This window comes from Bacillus sp. FSL R10-2201 (genome assembly GCF_038008665.1).
GTDB classification, from domain to species: Bacteria; Bacillota; Bacilli; order Bacillales; family Bacillaceae_G; genus Bacillus_A; species Bacillus_A mycoides.
In genome coordinates, this window is sequence record NZ_JBBOZP010000001.1 from 3,343,867 (window position 1) to 3,362,652 (window position 18,786).

An 18,786-nucleotide genomic window follows, 5' to 3' on the forward strand; every position below is an offset into this window, starting at 1 on the left:
TCCCTCTTTTCTTATCTTCTTATTTCTCATTATATTTACGAGATTTATTATTTGGCAGGGGCAGATTGTAATTGTTTTATAAGGTCAGTTCATATAGTAAAACCTCTTCTTCAAAAACAATAGGTGGCATTATATGATTTCTGCCACCTTAGTCTATTTTCGTATTGATACAAACTCTTCTATTCAACTATCCTTCATAGCTTTTTCTAATACAGCTTCAATAAATTCCGTTTTGCCTAAGCTATAACTTAAGCGATTTTCCGCCGTTTCTGCTAATTCTTTCTTTAGCTTTCCATATTCAATAACAACGTTTGGATTTCCACGAAGGTAATCACGAAACGCCACATGTCTTCTTAACTCTTCACTATTCTTATCGCATACATATAAATGATGTTCCATCCAAATTGTATTCTTCCCGTCCCTCGGAACATATTGATCCTTTCTCCCAAAAGCTTCTCTCCCCTTAAAACTCCACTCTTCTTGATGAAAATAACCTATCTGTTCAAGCCTCTTTATTACTTTCGGAAAAACATCATAATCTTCTATTACAACATCGACATCTAATATCGGTTTAGAAGCAAGGCCTTTAACAGATGTACTCCCAACGTGCTTTATAGAAAAAATGAGTTCTCCCATTACGTTATTAATCAACGTCTGTAATTTACAAAATTCACTTTCCCATTGTGTATTATATTTCTCAACAGTAATAAATTGTTTCAATTGACCACCCTTCTCAAATCACTTTTATAACCTCTGAATATGCGTATCCTTAAAATCAGTTTCATACTTCAATCCATACCCAAGCATTCGATCCATTCCAATATGTGCTGTCCATATTAAACCAACCATTAAAATTGTATCCATCTTTAAATAGACCCCTATTAAAACAAGTAATATTGATATGATATATGTGTGAAATAGATTATAAATTTGTGCACCAACACGTTTGTTAATAGCGTACGCCACCATTGCTAAATCAGGTGCAAAAAGTAATACGATAAATAATAACCAACTAAATCCACATAATGCATATATATAAATCGCAGCTAATAAGACGACCAATCCTTCAAAGTGTATAATTCGTTTCTCCAAAATTCATCATTCCTTATCTGTTAGCTTGAAAATTTTATTCGGATTTAAAATATTTTGCGGATCAAGAGCTTTCTTTATTTTCTCCATTACCAATAATGCCGCACCATGTTCTTCTTCTTGATACTTCTGCTTTCCTATTCCAACGCCATGCTCTCCTGTACAAGTTCCGCCACGCTTAAGAGCATACAGTACAATACTTTCATTTATTTCATCCGCTTTTTTCACTTCATCTTTATCATTTGGATCAATCATTAAGAGCACGTGAAAATTCCCGTCTCCTACATGGCCAAGAATACCACCAACAAGGCCCACCTTATCTAACGTCTCTTTCGCATTTTGAATCGCGCCAGCTAACTCTGAAATTGGCACACATACATCTGTACTCATTAGCTTTTTGCCAGGGTAACTATGAACGTAAGAATAAGCTAAGTTATGTCTTGCATCCCATAATTTATTTCTTGCCGCAGTTTCAGTTTCAAAAGCAACTTCTTTACATTTATGATCAAAAACAATTTCCTTCGTAAACTCGATATCTTGCGTTAGCCCTGCTTCATTTCCGTGAAACTCTAAAAACAGTGTTGGTTCTTCTCTGTAATTTGTTTCATTGTAATGATTTACTTGTTTCATAGATAATTCATCAACAAGTTCTATTCTCGCAATTGGAATACCAGCTTGTAGTATATTAATAACAGCTTCTACTGCATCATTTATAGTTGGAAACGATGCTCTCGCAGCCATAACATGTTCTGGTATGCCGTATACTTTTAATGTTAGCTCTGTAAAGCATCCAAGCGTACCCTCTGATCCTACGAAAATACCATTTAAATGATAACCTGATGATGACTTCGCCGCTAAATTGCCAGTATGTATCACTTGCCCATCAGCAAGCACCACTTCTAAATCACGAACTTGATCACGCATTACGCCATACTTAACCGCTGTCGTTCCGCTCGCATTCGTAGCAGCCATGCCTCCTAACGTTGCATCTGCACCTGGATCTACACTAAAAAACAAACCGTACTTTTTCAATTCTTTATTGAGCTGAGAACGAGTCACTCCTGGTTGTACTTTCACAAGAAAATCTTTCTCTCTTATTTCAAGTATTTTGTTCATTAATGAAAAATCAACTGTAATCCCCTTTTCATAAGGAATTATATGACCTTCTAAACTAGAACCTACTCCAAATGGAATGACAGGTTTTTTATGCTCACTCGCTACTTTCATTATTGCTCTAACCTCTTCCATCGTTTTTGGAAAAACAACTACATCAGGTAAACTACTATTATGGTAAGATTCATCTTTACTATGTAACTCTCTTACTGTCTTATTAACCACTACTTGATCTTCAGGAAGTACATCCTTTAATTCATTTACTAAACGCTCAATTGTTATTTCCATTACATACTCTCCTTTTATATTATTTACTCTACATTAATTATACCATTTTTATACAAAATAATTAGAATAGTTAAATTTATGAAATTTCATATACAAAAAAGAACTTGCAGTATTCCCTACAAGTTCTTTTTTAAAACTATATTTTAGACGATTTTTTCAATAAAATCATAAACCAAACTAAAGTAAATGCCATCAGAGAATGAGAGAACCCTACAATATAAGTTAACCCTTTAAAGTCCGCTCCATTTAGTTGAAGAAGTCCTCTCGCTGCCAGCGATCCTAACATTAAAGTTAATGCGATATTATGTAAAACAAACCATTTATTAAATCCTTTCACTTCATGAAAAGCGAATACTTTCGCTAATCCTAAAGCAATTAAAAAGAAGAAAAAGCCAAGTACTAACGTATGTGTATGCAAAAGATTTAATAGTGTAGATCCTAGTATTCCTTTAAATTTCCCATACTCCCTAGCGAATATTCCTGATAGTAAACCAATAATTAAATACGTAAACGATGCGTTATATAATTTCTTCATTATGTACCTCCTTAAGTAGAATGTGTAATGTGTCATATTTAGTAATAATGATAGTTATATAGTAAAAACTCCTAGTTTCCTAGGAGTCATTGTATAAGCATCTCACTCTTTACAGTCAATCCTAATTATAAAATATCCTTTTATACAAAACAATCGAACTTTATGTGAACAAGCAGGACTCTATTAAAATATGTTGCGCTTTTGTGTTACACAATCCATACTAATTATTATAACTTATAAAGGTGGTGCAATAGATTGATAGTTCTTGAAACTGAACGACTCACTCTTCGTTGGTTCGATATACAAGATGCTCCGTTTATTCTTGAGTTAGTAAACGATCCTGCATGGATTCAGTTTATTGGTGATAAAAGGGTTAGAAACCTAGAAGATGCTCAAAATTATATTTTAAACGGTCCGGTCGATATGTATAATAAAATGGGCTTTGGTCTTTACTTAGTTGAACGAAAAGAAGATCTCACTCCACTTGGCATGTGCGGCCTTATTAAAAGAGATTCATTAGAAGATGTTGATATCGGCTTTGCCTTTTTAGAAAAATTCCGTTCGAAAGGGTACGGCTATGAATCAGCTGCTGCGGTAATCGAATACGGTGTACATAAGCTAGGTATGAAACGAATTGTAGCAATTACTTCTATAGATAATGCTGCTTCAGGCAATCTGTTAGAAAAAGTAGGATTGCGATTCGAAAAAATAATTTCAGACTCCGGAGAAGATCTAAAATTATTCGGGTATAACGCATAATAAAAAAGGTCGCCATTCATGGCGACCTTTTTGTTACTTCACTTCTACCGTATAATTCCCTGTTCCCCCACCATATTGATATACATGTAAATAATACTTACCTGGATGCGCATTGTAGCTGCCCACTAATTTATTTCCTTGCGTCTGAGCATACGTAACATAATTATTTAAATCTGCTGCTGAATAAAGAACCCAGTTTACCCCAATATTATTTTCCTTCGTTACGTTAATTTGGAGATTCCTAGCTGTTTCCACATTTATTTCAAAGTAATCACTTGTATCACCGTTTCCTAAACTTGCACGTAACAATTGGTTTAACTGCAGTTTATTCGCTGTTTGGAATGAATTATTCGGCTCTTTTTCTACACTGTTATCTTCTTTCTTTTGAACAGTTACACTTGCTGTAGCAGTATTAGTTAATCCTTTATCGTCTGTTACTGTTAATTTGGCTGTATATGTTCCTTCTTTTGTATATACGTGAGTTGGATTTTGTTCACTACTTTCAGTACCATCGCCAAACTCCCATTTATAAGAAGCAATTTTCCCATCTTCATCTTTTGATCCATCGCTTTTAAACGAGATTGCTTCATTTACATTTCCGCTATACGGACCATTTATTACCGCAACTGGTGCTTTATTCACAGCACCTTCTTCTGTATTAATACCATGGAATACAACATCATATTCAAATTGTCCTGATGCATTCACACGGTAATTTACAAAGTACGCTGTTACTGTTTTATAGCCTGTCCATTCTTTTGCACTTAAACGCTTTAACGTATCATTCACGTTTTGTGTAATTGTTTTCCAGTCTTCATATTCTCCTTTTGCAGTAGTACCTGTATACGTTCCTTGTAGTGTAAATGTATTAAAGAACTGTGATTTATTTTTCTTAACTGATACATTACTTAATTTTGCTTCCGCTGTAATTTCTGCCGCAATATCCGAAACTGGTTTCGGTGCATGAGTTGCTAAATAATCATCTGACACTAACGGAACATTATATTTCTCACGATTGTCTACTAACATTTGCATATAGTCTTGATACTCTTTATTTAAATTCGCATCTTTACTTAAAGCAGAGCGGTATGCATCATATGCTGTTACATCATTTTTCCTAATAAGATCATGAACTTTATCAAACATATCGTATCTCTTATTGTACATATACAATTGTAAAGCAAAGGAATAATTGTAGAAATCCCACGTTCCATACTTTGCATTTAACGTTCGCTCTGCGGTATAACGTTCTGCTGGATTCGAAGATAGTCCTCCTATAATACTCTTTCTTGGAACGACGTTGTCCGTTCTCGTTGCACCTGCAAAAAACTCAGCATTCCCTTCTTCAAACCAAGATAACCTCTCATTCTCATACATCTTACCTTGTCCCCAAAGTCCTGGCACTTCATATCTACCTTGTAAATAATGCGTGAATTCATGTCGGAACAATTCTTCTAAACTATAAATACTTTCTTCTGGCGTACGTTCATAAGTAAAGAACGTACCTGTTCCTTCTATATAAAGACCGCCGTTATTCGTTTCATACCCGTACAATTGACGATTAAATTGATATTCAGCCGGGCTATTATAAATAACCATCGTTAATACATCATCTGGATTTCCTTTTTCTAACGGTTGGTCACTTTCAACCGTACGATGGAATTGTGCCTTCACTTCTTTTGCTGCCCAATATAAACGTTTAACTTTCTCCTCAGTCACTTTATCTCCCGCTTTTAAAACAATTGCACCATCATCAAACGTATACGTTTTCGGCAAATACTTTTTCTTCCCATCTTCTCGTATTTGATCTAAATTAACAACGTTACCGTTTGCATCTTTCCCGCCATAATTCGTCGTAATTTGCTCAGCTGCTACGAAATATTGCTCACCTAAATAAGGATAGATTTTCATCGCATCTGTTACAACTTGTAATCCTTTTGTCCCTGTACTATGGAATGTGCCGAGTCTACCTGTATAATAAATGCCATTATTAATAAGCCATCCGTTTTTCTCTGTAATCGTTCCCATTAACGCGAATCTACTTAATTCATTAATATAGCTATCTATTTTTTGGTACCATACTGTATCTTTCGGTGCTTTTCTCGTATCGTACAAATACGATTGAATATCGTAATCAACACCTTGCATAATATCGTAAATCGCATTTCCAGCTGAAAGATTATCTACCAATGTAGAAAAATTATCATTATATTGCTTAAAAATCTTTGCAGCCGATGTTATCGTTTCCACATCACTCGAAGCATTTCCTATTAATTTCCCATATGATGATACAACTTTATTTTGTTCTAACGTACCGAGTTTGAAATTTGGATTGTTCGCAATCGTTTTTAATGCAGGTAAGCACTTGTCATGATAGCTACGTTCATTTAGTTTACTTAATTCTGTATTATAAAACCCTAAATAAAACCCTGATCGCAAAACTTCCACTAATGTCTCAATCCCTTTTGAATCGTCTTGCGTATAAGCCTGTCCTTGCTGCTTCAATTTATCAATAATTGCCTGCATCCTACTATCATTTTGATAGAATGCAAGACTGTCCTTATTAAACTGAAATAGCCCCGTAATTTGCTCCCAATCGATTGTTACAAGTAAATCTACTAATTGTTGATTGCTTAATTGATTTAATTCAGCAATTGTATAAGTTTTCGCTACAGCTAATTGCTTACTTTCCTTTTTTACTTCAGGCGGTCTTTGCGATAAATCAGCAAATTGTAGCCTTTTCTCAAAAGACTTGCTTTCTAATACTTTCGATGAATGAGCTAATTCTTCCACTGGTAGTTGTACACCAACCGGCTCCATTTTTAGCACATTTCGATATGAAACTTGCTCTCCCTTAGTATCTTCCGCCAATATGCTTCCTTGAAAACTCCCTAACATTAAACTAGCAAAACTTACCCCTACTAAAACTTTTTTTGAATAGCCTTTCATGCTCTCCCCTACCTTACATTTTTTAGTGTCCCGCTCCATTATTTTACTATTCTGACTATTTATTCTGTATTGAGAAAAAATAAGGGAACGTTCACACATGTATCCACTCAAAGCGAAATTAACACTTGACTTCACATGTGATTTATGTCAAAAAAAGATAGATAATAGCGAAATTCCTACTACATCTATCCTCTATTTCAACACTATGATTTTAACTTTATAAACGTAATTTCCGGCAATGTTTGCATATGCTGAATAAATGCATTCTTTTCTTCTGACGATATATTTTTCAATTGCATTCCTACCTTATAAACTATTTCTGTATCTTGCTGTAAAGCTTCAACTTCATATGAAAGTATTGGAATACCTTTCACTCGTAGAGTCTCTACTATTTGTTGTACCGCTTCGTGTTTATTTATACACATTTGCACTGTTATATTTTGCGGAAATAAAAATTGCACCTTAAAAATACGACTTACAATCTCTAAACCAATCAAAACGAGAATCATCGCTCCAATCCCTACAACATACATACCTGCTCCAATTGCTAGCCCTATTCCTGCTGTAGCCCATAAACCAGCCGCTGTCGTTAATCCTTTCACTGCCTGCTTTTGAATAATGATTGTACCTGCACCTAAAAATCCAACTCCACTAACAACTTGCGCTGCAATCCGGCTCGGATCAAGAGCCATATGTTCTTCAAACACAATATCCGAAAAAGCATATTTCGAAACGACCATTATTAAAGCACTCCCTACGGCTACTAGGAAATGTGTTTTTAATCCAGCTTCTTTTGAGCGAATTTCCCTTTCAATACCGATTATCGCCCCTAACAAACCAGCAACACCGATTCGTATAATAAAATCAATATGTAAGCTCACGAGCACTTCCCCCTTTTATTCATTATAGAGAGATAAAACAAAAATTATCACATGCATCTACCCATCGATATAAAAGCATTTTATTAAAATACATTTAATATCCCAGTGATTTTATGTTAATATTTTAAATATTAACATAAATGAAACAACCTACTTCTCATACAAAAAAACTTTAAAGTTCAACGTCTAACTTATTTTCAGTTAAAAATGGCATATGAGTTGCGTGAAATGAGGTTGAGAAATTCAGGAAACGCTTTCATTTTATATCATAATTTTTGTGAAATAAAACATAAATAAAAGGAGCTTACTAACAATGAACGTCTCTTTACTTACACCTACTACTGATTTACAAGAAGAATACTTAGATTTTTATAACGAATGGAAAGATAGCGGTGAAACGATGATTCCATGGGTTATTTCAAAAAATCCTTCTAATTTCACGGCAATGATTCAAGAATTACACGACGCACATAACGGAATAAATATTCCTGAAACTTGGGTACCAGATTCTACTTATTGGCTTGTTACAAATGAAAATAAAATTGTAGGAGTTGTTAATATTCGTCATAGTTTGACGGAGCATTTATTTAATGCTGGAGGCCATATCGGTTATGGTATTCGCCCTTCTGAAAGAAGAAAAGGTTATGCTACAAAGTTACTAGAGTTATCATTAGAAAAAACGAAAGAATTAAACATCACGAAAGCACTTGTCGTTTGCGACGAGGTGAATACTGCTTCAGAGAAAACGATTTTACATAACGGCGGTCTCCGTGATGATGATTTCATTGAAGAAGATGGGAATGTTGTGAGAAGGTATTGGATTGAGCTCTAAATAATCAAAAACAAGCCAGAAAGTGATTAAACACTTTCTGGCTTGTTTTATCCCGCGTTAACGGGCAGTACAACTCCCACCTCAAAATTCAGCTGGAACAAAGAAGTTAGGCGGGGGATTAACTGCCCATAAACGCCCGATTGGTGAAGGCTAATAATCAGTGGGGGATGAACAAAGCCCCCACTGATTAAAGTTTCACTTTATACTGCTTCTATTTCAAACTGCACTGTAATACCACTTGGATCTACTACAGTAAATCCATTTGTAGTTTCATTTATTTCATGTTGTTTTTCTATTAATCTTTCTTTCACTTCATCTAACGCTTCTTTATGCGGTAGTACTATCGTATACACTTTTAGTCCAGTTGCATGTGCTGGTGGATACGGATTATTTACTCCGTTCCACGTATTTGCACCGATATGGTGATGATACCCTCCTGCCGAAATAAATAAGCAATCATCTTCACGCTGCTGCACTTCAAAGCCTACTGTTTCTACATAAAACTCATGTGACTTTTCTACATCAGCTATTCGTAAATGGACGTGCCCAACGACAGTGTCAGCAGGTAATCCATCAAACTCATAATTAACGAGCGTTGCCAGTTCTTTTAAATCTAGTGGCGTACTTCCCCCTGGCCCTTCTCCCCATTGACCTCGAGGGCGATCTGCATAAATCTCGATACCATTCCCCTCTAAATCTTGTAAATAAAACGCCTCACTATACGTATGATCACTTGCACTATTAAATCTTGAAATTGGCAAAATTTCATTTGAATATGTATAACGCCCTTCTTGCTCAGCCGGACTATCAATTACCTTTTTATTGCGAATAACACCAAATAGTGCCGAAGCAAAAGCTTCACGAGTCGGAACTAAAAAGGCTACGTGATATATACCCGTCGTACGCGGTTCTTGTAGCGCTGCATCTTCCAACTGCTCAAGAACAAGTAACGTATTCTTACCACCTTTTCCTGTTAAATATGCTTTATTCCCCTCTTCCTTACTTACCTCTAACCCTACTACATTCTCATAAAAAGCAATTTGACGCTCTAAATCTTTTACTTTAAATTCGACATGACCAATACGTGTTTTCGGATGAATTTGTACCATTAATAACTTCCTCTCCTAATCCTTTATTTCAAAACAAACTAACATCGCCGTTACTATGAAGGATACAACTAAAAACACACTATGTAAATAAGAAAAATCAGAATTCATAGTTTTTTAAGAAGGCCATTAATGACAAAAAGCCATCTCCTCTGAAATTCAGAAGAGATGGCTTCAATTATAGAAACTATAAATATTTTACTTTCTTATCCTTTAACTACATATTTATTTCATCTTATGTACTTCAGCAACTAACTTTCCGCCTTGAATGCCCATATAAAGCTTAACAGGAGCATCATTCGTATTTTCAAATACTAAGTCTAAATATGGATAAGCAATTGTAGCATCTCTTCCCTGAGGGACATAACCTACTGTTTTAGAATGTGTAGTTCTCTCTACCATTTTCAAACCAGCTTGATCTGCTGCATTGTATAGCGTTGATGATGTTTGACAAACGCCACCACCATAACCATCTACTAATTTACCATCTACAATTTCTTTACCTAATTGATATCCTTTATCTGGCGTTGTATCACCGATTAATGCATTGAAAGAGAAACTGTCTCCTTTTGCTAATACAACTCCATTTATGCTCGCTGCCGACAAACGAATATTCTCAATACGGCCACCTGCTGATCCACCTAAATTCGTTTCATATCTACCAATTACCGTGCCACTTCCTTGCGCATCACTTAATGTTGCGGTAGGCTTTTTCTCAACGATAGGTAACTGATATGAAGAATCCCACATACCAACGTTTAATAATTTATCTACTAATTCTTTTTCCATTAATTCAAAAGAAGGCTTTCCTTCTTGCCATGATCCATCAGATGCTATACGTGAAGGGACCATCTTTTTGTCAACACTTTTCCCGACTTCACCTGCAACCTTCGTTACGGATTTTTTGAATTTCGCCTCATCTTCAAAATAACCTAAACTCGATAAGTCTATTTTTTTCACTTCAGTACCAGTACGCCCATCCACTAAGCTAATTGAATCCTGTACATCAGCCTTAGCCTCTACAACATTCCCACCAAAATCACTTACTAATGCCACATCACTTACTTTTGTACCACAACCACTTACTACAGCTACGCATAGCACCCCTACTAATATACCCTTTATTTTTCGGAACAATATACTCTCTCCTTTTCCCCAACATTATTTCTTATGTATTATTTCATTTTTATGTATCTTTTGTTACAATCATTTTACAATATATTTAGAAAATGTTACAAGTTGTTTTTTACTCTATTAAAATTACTCTTTTCTTTTGTAAATGTCTATACATATTTATATAAATTTTCGAGTTTGATAAAATTGTAACTTTTATGCAACCTATCTCCATCCAGTATATACCATTCAACAGATGAAATACAAATGTAACACCCTTTCATTTCACCTCTCTATTCACCTGCATGCTTCAGAAACCGCAATACCGCTTTCTCATATGTGATCATTATTAACAACTTAAACCGAGCTTTTCGCGGTAAAAACAATCATTCACTTCAGGTATATAGGTATTTGCCGTGCCACTACTCCGCTTTTGCACATACATTATGATGAATTTAACCTATTATAAAGAAATGGAGGATGTTTTTATGTATCCCTACAATCCTTATGATCCATATAACCAATATGGTTACCAACCTCAGTATGATTTACAGGCACAATACCAACAATATATAGATCAAACAGAACAAGTTAATCCATATGATCAAAATCGACAATTTCAACTTCCAATCTCTTTCCCTGGTACTGGAAACCGTCAATTAGAAAGACGAGTAAATGAGCTTGAGCAAAGAGTACGTCAACTAGAAAACACAGTTGAGCGTCATACGCGTAGATTAAACCGCTTAAATCAGCGTTTACGTACAGTAGAAAACAGGCTAAATATTCCATTTTCAGCATTAGAAGACGGATTTTAATTTCGAAAATAACAAATATATAAGGAAGGGGCTCCCCCTTCCTTATATAAATTGACGAAAGTTTTTTCCATCTTTATACTGATAAGAGTTAATGAAATGAAACAAGGTGATAAATATGGATTTTGAAATAAATTTTCTTTCTTTTTATGTAGTACAAGTAGAAGGAAAAGGTGAAGCAGTTGATAAGCGCTATAAACATTTTCAAACATTAGACGCTGAAGAGTATGAAGATAGCTCTTTAAAAGAATTTTTGAATGGTGAATTATTAAAAATTTCAAAGCGAAAAGTAGAACGTCACGCAAAAACAGAACAAGCCCCAACGAAGATCGGTCGCTTTATTGTAGAAGAAGGGCATGAACTCGATTCAAACCCTCATTACAACTTATTTAATCGTATTCGCTTTGCAGAAACAAAAGAAAACTTCAAAGATATGAGCGAACCTCTCGTTTATACATACCTTGACACAAGCGCTGTACGTGGTGGTGTGTTTTTAATCGCTCAAGCAAAACTACGCAAATACTTTGATGATCCATTCGTATTCGTAATGAAATGTGACTTCGAACCAAAGGTTGCTTCCATTTCTGATGAATCAACACTTATTCGTAACGTTGAAATGGCCATCACAACAAAGAATATGAAATCTATCCAGTACCCATACATGCCTGAAGAAGGTATGGTGGAGCCTGGCGAACTAAAAATACACCAAGCATCACACGCCCGCTACTTTGAAGACTTCTTAAAATTCGTCGAATACGAACGCTCTATGCCTGAAATTATGAAAACACAAGTAATGGACATGGTATACGACCAAATTGAAGATGTATTTGAAGAAGGTACTGAAGAACGTGAACAGTTCGACCAAGCGATGGAAGTATGGGCTGCCAGTCCGAAACGCGAAATTATGGAACAATTTTCAACAGAAGAAGTAATGGAAGCTACCGCTCAAATCGTCGAGCACGCCCCTGAAGTGGAATTAAAGCTAAAAGCAGATCATATCTCTGTGAAGGCTTTGCTTGCTGATTTCGGAGACCTAATACATATTGCAAAGGTAAACGACCGATATGTATTAATGATTGAGGCTGATACACTTACGTTTGAGAAAGGCTTCTCTCCCATTGAGTTTTTGAAGCCGGATGAATTACAGGACGTAATTGAGCGGATTGAGAATAAACAGCAGTATTCTTATGATTCGAATGGGATCGAATAAATGCTTCCATATACCTATTTTTACTGAGTTCTATTAACAAGCGCTCTTTTATTTGGGACATAGTTGACATTTATACTAAAAACCGATTCTACTAAGAATCGGTTTTTCTTCTTTATAACAAATATGCTTATTTTTAAAAAATATTTTTGCTCCAAGATGACATTTCTTGTAGCATCAAGCAGATTCCTTCCTTGTTGTACAAGCGTATTTCCATGAGAGACATCTACTTCAATATCCCTAGTTGACCAAGTCCTTCTATAAGTTTTTGGTGTTTTTCCTTTTAGTCATTATGTATGTTGTTAAAATGAAAATTTCACTTTACTACCTCAAATTTATTGTACTCGTAAAAAGATAATTGAAAACGATATTCCGGATGCTCTCTCACCCAATCGTAGGCTTCTTCTAAAATATCCATTTTATTTTGCACGTCATTAAGTTCACTACATTCGTTCCTTTTCTGTTTACATAGAGGACAGAACCCACCCACTATCTCGGCATTCATCGCACGAATCGTTTTACTTTCTAAGTCAACTACTAGACGAAGAATAAGAGAATGCTCCGCTTTTGTAGTCACCATCATTTCAGCAATTCCATCCTCATTCCAAAAGACACCATTTAATTCCATCTGTACGGTGACATCTTTGATTTCCAAGTCTATCACTATCACACCTCCCTTGTATAAGACTCTTACCTTACTCTTCGATTTTAATCTTTAATACACCACGAGCTAAAGATATATTAAGCTTTTTCCAATTCTTCTTCTTTGCTATGAAAGGAAGTGTAATTAGTGCAAATAGTGTGGTAAATATTATCAAAAAAACTAAAACGGTTAAAATGTTAAAGATTGCTTCCATTAAACTACACTCTTTTCTATGTATATCCGTACTAAAAACAACAAAATATTCCATTAACAATACAGGACAAGCCGTGAATTTTCCAACTAAACTTCAGCAACTTAATCCTGAAGTCTAGTTGTACATATGAATAAAATAAATTTTATTACTAACTTTCTTCTACTACTTTCTCCATCTCAGCCAAATACCTAAGCTGCCGCTCCGCTTTTCTCACCGCAGTAGGAAAGTGTTTTTTCAGAAGTTCTACTGCTGATTCACTTATATAATATCTTTCCGTTATACCTTCCCACGTGTCACTACTTTCAAATGCACTCCATACAAAAGGACGCTCTGTATTTTTTCTCAGTTCTTTAAACACCCATTTCCGCATCCTTTTTTTCGCTTTTTCTGTTAGTTTTCCGTTCTTTACAAGTTCAAGCTCACCATGTCTCTTGTATCGCTTGTTAATATCTCTCTCGCCATATACTTTCAGAAAGATATTTGCTGTATTCTCAGCATCTGCTAAAGCCCGGTGCTGCTTCCCTTCCCACGTTAAGCCGAGCTGATCCACTGCTAATTGTAAACTTGGTGTATGCTCAAATAATTCTTCATACGCCTGAAAAACAAATTTTTGCACATCAAATCTACTCTCTTTTTCCATACATGGGCATTCTACACCGTATAATGTACAATCTTGAGATAGAAAACGGTAATCTTCTTTTCCCCATGAAACAAATATTGAATCTTCTCCGATGAACTGAATAAATTTCTCTATAATTTGAGGGAAATTCCCTACACCTATTAAATCTTTCTTTGTAATTCCAGTTAATTTTGTTGTATGACGAGTTAATGGGGCACTTGGTTTTACTAACTCTGAAAATTCTCCAATAACCTTCATTGTACTCACATCTATTTTTACAGCTCCAATATCAACTATTTCTGACGGATCTTCTGATTTATACGGCCTAAAATTCCTTTCAATATCAAACACAATGAAGTGTGTAGCGTTTTTCAATTTATTTACCTCTTTCTAAATTCCTTTTCACACACATACTTTATTTTCAGTATTTATTTATTAATGCACTTTATGCATGAAAAACTTCGCATAAAAATCAAAAATTCAGTCTTATTATTACATGTACATAGGAGGATATTCAATAAAAACGCAAAAAAAAAAGAAGGGCAAGCCCTTCTTTTTTTCATAATTACTTCTTGTTTACGTTTGTAGCTTGAGGTCCACGGTTACCTTGTTCTACTTCGAAAGTAACTTCTTGACCTTCTTCTAAAGATTTGAAGCCGTCGCCTTGGATAGCTGAGAAATGAACGAATACGTCTTCTCCGCCTTCAACCTCGATGAAACCGAAACCTTTTTCTGCGTTAAACCATTTTACTTTACCGTTTTGCATTTAAAAAATCCTCCTACAATGTACCTATATGTACATATTCATTTTCAACCACTTTACAATAATACATCATATATTAAAAAACTGCAACCCCAGAGGAGATTTAACATTGCTATCCTCCTCGGAAGTTACAGCTCATTTAAATCTCTATATTATTAAAAGTAAAATGGTTTAAAGTAACTATATCATACCAATATAATAAAAGTAAAGTTTTTTTAAAGTTATACAGCTTTTTTTTTCCACTGCATCGTTTTTAATTCACCTGATCCAGCTACAACATAGCCTTCTTTTTCATTAACAATGCGCCAACCATGCCCTTTAACCGAATCACATACTGTAACAATTCCTTCTTCAAGAAGCACACGGCAAACAGTGCTAATTCCCGCCTTATTTTGCGTTGACGTTGTATATAACACATGTTGATCCACACTTAAATCTAAATAACTACTCGCTTTTTGTTCACTTTGACATGTATGCCAACCTATTTTATCACTTTCGATACTCTCATTTATTCTGCAAAAAGAAATATTTCCGCTAATCCCCTTGCACGATCCACTTGCCGCTACTAAATAGGAATTATGTATAGTCAACGCAGAAATCATCTGATTCATCGCTATTTTAATCCTTTTTAATTTACGTGTCTCTAAATCAAAAAGCCAAACACCACCATATTTAGTATGTATTTTCGTACCGATAAATAAGTAATGTTTATATAAAAATAATGATCGAATAGATGGTGCCTCACTACCGTAATTAAGAAATGGCTGAATAGTCTCCCATGTGGAACCAAAATTATTAGAATGATACAGTGTTTTATCTCCATGAGCAATTACTGTTCCATTCTCATTACTACATACATTCCAGCTCGTTGCTTTCGTTGGAAAGCGCTGGATCGTCCACGTTTCTCCACCATTCATACTACGAATAAAAACTCCTTCGTCTCCTACTCCGTAAACTACGTTACCTTCACTATGTAAATCTCGAATTCGTTTTTGGAAACCAGTTAAAGCCTGTTTCCATTCTCCATCTTTTTCAATGAATAAACCATTATATGTAGTAGCTAACAAAAGCTTTCCATCTCTTAACTTTGTAATAGCAGTTGCACTTAACATTGTTTCCACGTTGACACTCCCGTTCCTAGAACTTCTCGGCAAAAGCAATTGCAAAATCACTGCATTTTTCAACGTCTTCTTTATCTTCTGGAGCTAATTCAATTTTCAATCCTTCTTGTACAAGTTCTGCCCCACATTTTACAAGACGTTCTTCAAATATCGTTACCGCTTCACAAAACAGCTCATACGCCGTATCACCTGATCCAAAAACAGCCACTTTTTTACCCGTTAAATCTATATTTTCTAACTCATCATGGAAATCTTCCGCTTCAAATGGTAATTCACCATCACCCCACGTATAAGATCCTAAAATGATTCCATCATACGCTAATAATTCTTCAGCATCCATACCTTCCATCTCTTGTAATACTACTTCATGATCAAAGGCATCTAAACTTACTTTAATTAAATCAGCAATACTCTCTGTATTCCCTGACATACTTGCATACGCTATTAAAATTTTCGCCACTTTGGCATCCCCCTCTTACAATAAATGATTCTCATTCTCATTATATTAATAATGAGAATCAATTTCAATTGTATTTTTTGCTATTTTATTTTATTCCATAAAAAAAAGAACAGATGACTATACAATCATCTGTTCTTTTTTATTACTTTTTAAAAATACCAAAGGGTTTTCCAACTGGTAATACAACTTTTCCGAAGTGTGTATTTAACACAGCTGCTGCTGAACCATAGAAAGATAATAATGAAATACATAGTTCAGAATACGCTGCTAAATTATGCATTGCGTGCGGCATAACACCTAAAGTACTTAATGAAAGACCGATAAATAAGAAATCAATAAGGACGAAAATCATAAATAATACTTTATGTGTTTCCATTGCACCAATTGTCATAAAGATCGTGAAAATCAAGTATCCGATAAAGGCTACACCGAGCTGTTTTGAATCTGCAGTTTGGGCTAATTTTTCGCCAAATACTCCAAGTTGAATTAACCAAGTCATTCCAACACCTAACCAAAATAGGCCGTACGCACCAAATGCTGTTGTACCGAACGTATTGTTGTGCTTTGCATCGTGAATGCATGCAAAGATTTGTGCAAATCCTCCTAAAAAGATTGCCCATGGTAATACAAGTGAAACGCCATCTGTTAAGCCTAACTTTTGAGACGATGCTACAAGTGTTACCATCGCTAATCCAAATAGACCGATTCCAGATGGATCTGCTGTTGTCATTTTCACATGATGTGTAGTAGTTTGATTGCTCATATAAACCTCCTGATTATAAACATACTCGAATACAATACTTAAATCAGAAGGCTATGTCAATGGTTTTTTTTGTATGTTGTCAGACCTTATATTCCATAATAATCAAATACACATTTGGCCACATCATAAGGTTTTACATTTAAATTTGGCAACTCATTTACCGGCATCCATAAAGGAATATAACTCCCTCTATCTTTCAGCTCGAACTCCTCGCCTTTACCACTTCCGAAAACTCCACCTATAATATGGGCATTATAATAATACTCCGTACCTTTATACTCCACCTTTGCAATCAGATGCTCCACTTGTATATGTACCCCTAATTCTTCATAAACCTCTCGCTTCGTTGCTTCTTCAGGCGTTTCTCCTTCTTCAATTCCCCCGCCTGGAAAAACAAAATACATCTCACCTTCTCGAACACGTTTTATAAGAGCGATTTTACCACCTTGTATAATTATAGCTGCACCGCGATTTCTTCTCACTTTATTACCTCAACACCAATCGCAACTGTTCCCCATTCTTTTTCTTGTTCTTTCGTATATATTCCGTATGTACTTTCTAACATTTCTTTTATACTAAGTTCTTCACAATCAAATAATTTTTTATCAATTTGTTCGTACATTGCTTTAAAGCTTTCGTATCGTTTTATCTCCGTTACTTTTACAGCCATCGTTTCTGCTGTCGTAAGGTTCGTAAATACAATTTCATCGTCTTGTTTTATAAGTTGACGTTTTTTATCGTATAAGCGTACTTCATATACTTTTTTTCCTAATTGAATCGACTGAAAAGGTTTATTATATAATCCCATTTCGTATCTCATACATTTCACTCCCTTTTATTCATCTTGCCTACTAACATTTTTGCACATTACTATTTCATACAACATAGTTCGCCTTACTTCACCTTACATATAATGTTCCATATCCATTACTTTCTTTAGAGAGGATGCTAAAATTGGTATGTTATATTTAAATCAAAAACCTGAATATAATAAATATGATATCGGTGATTATACTTACAGTAAAGTAGGCCCTATTATTTTTTCTTGGAATGATGAAACAAAATTAAAAATAGGTAAGTTTTGTTCATTAGGAGAAGAAGTCGTTTTCGTACTTGGCGGTGAACATCGTGCTGATTGGATAACAACTTATCCATTTAATGTCCTCTTCGAAGAAGGAGCACACATTACTGGTCATCCTTCTTCAAAAGGTGATATCGTAGTCGGCAATGATGTATGGATTGGTTATCAATCCTGCATTTTATCTGGTGTTACAATTGGTAACGGGGCCATTATCGGGGCCAAGAGTGTTGTTACAAAAGACGTACCTCCATATGCAATCGTCGCTGGTAATCCTGCCAAACTAGTTCGATATCGTTTCCCGCAAGAAATCATTGAAAAACTAGAAAACCTTGCATGGTGGGACTGGGACATTTCCGTTATAAAAGGAGCTATTCCATTTCTACTCTCCAACAAAGTCAACGAATTTTTCACTTCTCCCGAAGAAGAAGCTACTTGATC

Annotated in this window: 22 protein-coding genes; 5 read left to right on the forward strand and 17 right to left on the reverse strand. The window is 35.2% G+C overall.

Annotated elements, in window-relative coordinates; translation table 11 throughout:
- Positions 1-183: 183 nt before the first annotated feature.
- From NSQ69_RS17285 to NSQ69_RS17300, 4 genes are all read right to left on the reverse strand, one after another.
- Complete coding sequence (locus NSQ69_RS17285; protein ID WP_199627127.1) at positions 184-720, reverse strand: GrpB family protein; 537 nt, start codon at positions 718-720, stop codon at positions 184-186.
- A gap of 24 nt (positions 721-744) precedes the next feature.
- The gene (locus NSQ69_RS17290) at positions 745-1,092 is read right to left on the reverse strand and encodes a DUF4260 domain-containing protein (protein ID WP_000415340.1); all 348 of its coding nucleotides are present in this window, start codon (positions 1,090-1,092) and stop codon (positions 745-747) included.
- A 6-nt stretch (positions 1,093-1,098) separates the two neighbouring features.
- A complete protein-coding gene (locus tag NSQ69_RS17295) occupies positions 1,099-2,490 on the reverse strand; it encodes an FAD-binding oxidoreductase (protein WP_002128446.1) in 1,392 nt (463 codons plus the stop codon).
- 136 nt (positions 2,491-2,626) lie between these two features.
- Positions 2,627-3,025: a DUF2871 family protein gene (locus NSQ69_RS17300; protein WP_002146401.1), complete on the reverse strand. Its 399-nt coding sequence runs from the start codon at positions 3,023-3,025 to the stop codon at positions 2,627-2,629.
- A gap of 255 nt (positions 3,026-3,280) precedes the next feature.
- Here NSQ69_RS17300 and NSQ69_RS17305 point away from each other — a divergent pair, with 255 nt between their 5' ends.
- Entirely contained in the window at positions 3,281-3,784 is a 504-nt protein-coding gene (locus tag NSQ69_RS17305; protein WP_000636220.1) for a GNAT family N-acetyltransferase, read from the forward strand.
- A 33-nt stretch (positions 3,785-3,817) separates the two neighbouring features.
- Here the strand turns inward: NSQ69_RS17305 and colA are convergent, their stop codons facing one another.
- Both colA and NSQ69_RS17315 read right to left on the reverse strand, forming a co-directional pair.
- The gene (gene colA / locus NSQ69_RS17310) at positions 3,818-6,733 is read right to left on the reverse strand and encodes a collagenase ColA (RefSeq protein WP_341099560.1); all 2,916 of its coding nucleotides are present in this window, start codon (positions 6,731-6,733) and stop codon (positions 3,818-3,820) included.
- A gap of 203 nt (positions 6,734-6,936) precedes the next feature.
- On the reverse strand, positions 6,937-7,614 hold the full coding sequence (locus NSQ69_RS17315) for an MgtC/SapB family protein (protein WP_002066498.1): 678 nt from the start codon (positions 7,612-7,614) through the stop codon (positions 6,937-6,939).
- 313 nt (positions 7,615-7,927) lie between these two features.
- Here NSQ69_RS17315 and NSQ69_RS17320 point away from each other — a divergent pair, with 313 nt between their 5' ends.
- Positions 7,928-8,446, forward strand: coding sequence for a GNAT family N-acetyltransferase (locus tag NSQ69_RS17320; RefSeq protein ID WP_078203397.1), 519 nt, complete (start codon positions 7,928-7,930; stop codon positions 8,444-8,446).
- A 200-nt stretch (positions 8,447-8,646) separates the two neighbouring features.
- Here the strand turns inward: NSQ69_RS17320 and NSQ69_RS17325 are convergent, their stop codons facing one another.
- Both NSQ69_RS17325 and NSQ69_RS17330 read right to left on the reverse strand, forming a co-directional pair.
- Complete coding sequence (locus tag NSQ69_RS17325) at positions 8,647-9,555, reverse strand: VOC family protein (protein ID WP_215585516.1); 909 nt, start codon at positions 9,553-9,555, stop codon at positions 8,647-8,649.
- Positions 9,556-9,777: 222 nt separating this feature from the next.
- On the reverse strand, positions 9,778-10,689 hold the full coding sequence (locus NSQ69_RS17330) for a VanW family protein (protein WP_002128453.1): 912 nt from the start codon (positions 10,687-10,689) through the stop codon (positions 9,778-9,780).
- A 464-nt stretch (positions 10,690-11,153) separates the two neighbouring features.
- Between NSQ69_RS17330 and NSQ69_RS17335 the strand changes: the two genes are divergently transcribed.
- Entirely contained in the window at positions 11,154-11,480 is a 327-nt protein-coding gene (locus NSQ69_RS17335) for a hypothetical protein (RefSeq protein ID WP_002087720.1), read from the forward strand.
- 115 nt (positions 11,481-11,595) lie between these two features.
- Positions 11,596-12,687, forward strand: a complete 1,092-nt coding sequence (locus NSQ69_RS17340) for a DUF3900 domain-containing protein (protein ID WP_002128454.1) — start codon at positions 11,596-11,598, stop codon at positions 12,685-12,687.
- A 313-nt stretch (positions 12,688-13,000) separates the two neighbouring features.
- On the opposite strand, the gene NSQ69_RS17345 is transcribed toward NSQ69_RS17340, so the two are convergent.
- From NSQ69_RS17345 to NSQ69_RS17385, 9 genes are all read right to left on the reverse strand, one after another.
- Positions 13,001-13,348, reverse strand: coding sequence for a hypothetical protein (locus NSQ69_RS17345; protein ID WP_002087722.1), 348 nt, complete (start codon positions 13,346-13,348; stop codon positions 13,001-13,003).
- A 31-nt stretch (positions 13,349-13,379) separates the two neighbouring features.
- Positions 13,380-13,541, reverse strand: a complete 162-nt coding sequence (locus NSQ69_RS17350) for a hypothetical protein (RefSeq protein ID WP_198285157.1) — start codon at positions 13,539-13,541, stop codon at positions 13,380-13,382.
- Positions 13,542-13,689: 148 nt separating this feature from the next.
- Positions 13,690-14,535, reverse strand: coding sequence for an exonuclease (locus NSQ69_RS17355; protein WP_002167856.1), 846 nt, complete (start codon positions 14,533-14,535; stop codon positions 13,690-13,692).
- A 190-nt stretch (positions 14,536-14,725) separates the two neighbouring features.
- On the reverse strand, positions 14,726-14,926 hold the full coding sequence (gene cspB, locus NSQ69_RS17360) for a cold shock-like protein CspB (protein WP_001179147.1): 201 nt from the start codon (positions 14,924-14,926) through the stop codon (positions 14,726-14,728).
- A 218-nt stretch (positions 14,927-15,144) separates the two neighbouring features.
- Positions 15,145-16,044: a WD40/YVTN/BNR-like repeat-containing protein gene (locus NSQ69_RS17365; protein WP_002087724.1), complete on the reverse strand. Its 900-nt coding sequence runs from the start codon at positions 16,042-16,044 to the stop codon at positions 15,145-15,147.
- Between the two features lie 16 nt (positions 16,045-16,060).
- Entirely contained in the window at positions 16,061-16,504 is a 444-nt protein-coding gene (locus NSQ69_RS17370; protein WP_001062757.1) for a flavodoxin, read from the reverse strand.
- Between the two features lie 142 nt (positions 16,505-16,646).
- Positions 16,647-17,267, reverse strand: coding sequence for an acetate uptake transporter (locus NSQ69_RS17375; RefSeq protein ID WP_000070943.1), 621 nt, complete (start codon positions 17,265-17,267; stop codon positions 16,647-16,649).
- 86 nt (positions 17,268-17,353) lie between these two features.
- A complete protein-coding gene (locus NSQ69_RS17380; RefSeq protein WP_002128457.1) occupies positions 17,354-17,749 on the reverse strand; it encodes an NUDIX hydrolase in 396 nt (131 codons plus the stop codon).
- Complete coding sequence (locus tag NSQ69_RS17385; RefSeq protein WP_002128458.1) at positions 17,746-18,087, reverse strand: ASCH domain-containing protein; 342 nt, start codon at positions 18,085-18,087, stop codon at positions 17,746-17,748. Before NSQ69_RS17385 ends, NSQ69_RS17380 begins: the two co-directional genes overlap by 4 nt.
- Positions 18,088-18,226: 139 nt before the next feature.
- Here NSQ69_RS17385 and NSQ69_RS17390 point away from each other — a divergent pair, with 139 nt between their 5' ends.
- Positions 18,227-18,784 (forward strand): CatB-related O-acetyltransferase, encoded by a 558-nt coding sequence (locus NSQ69_RS17390; RefSeq protein ID WP_002128459.1) that lies wholly within the window; start codon positions 18,227-18,229, stop codon positions 18,782-18,784.
- Positions 18,785-18,786 lie beyond the last annotated feature (2 nt).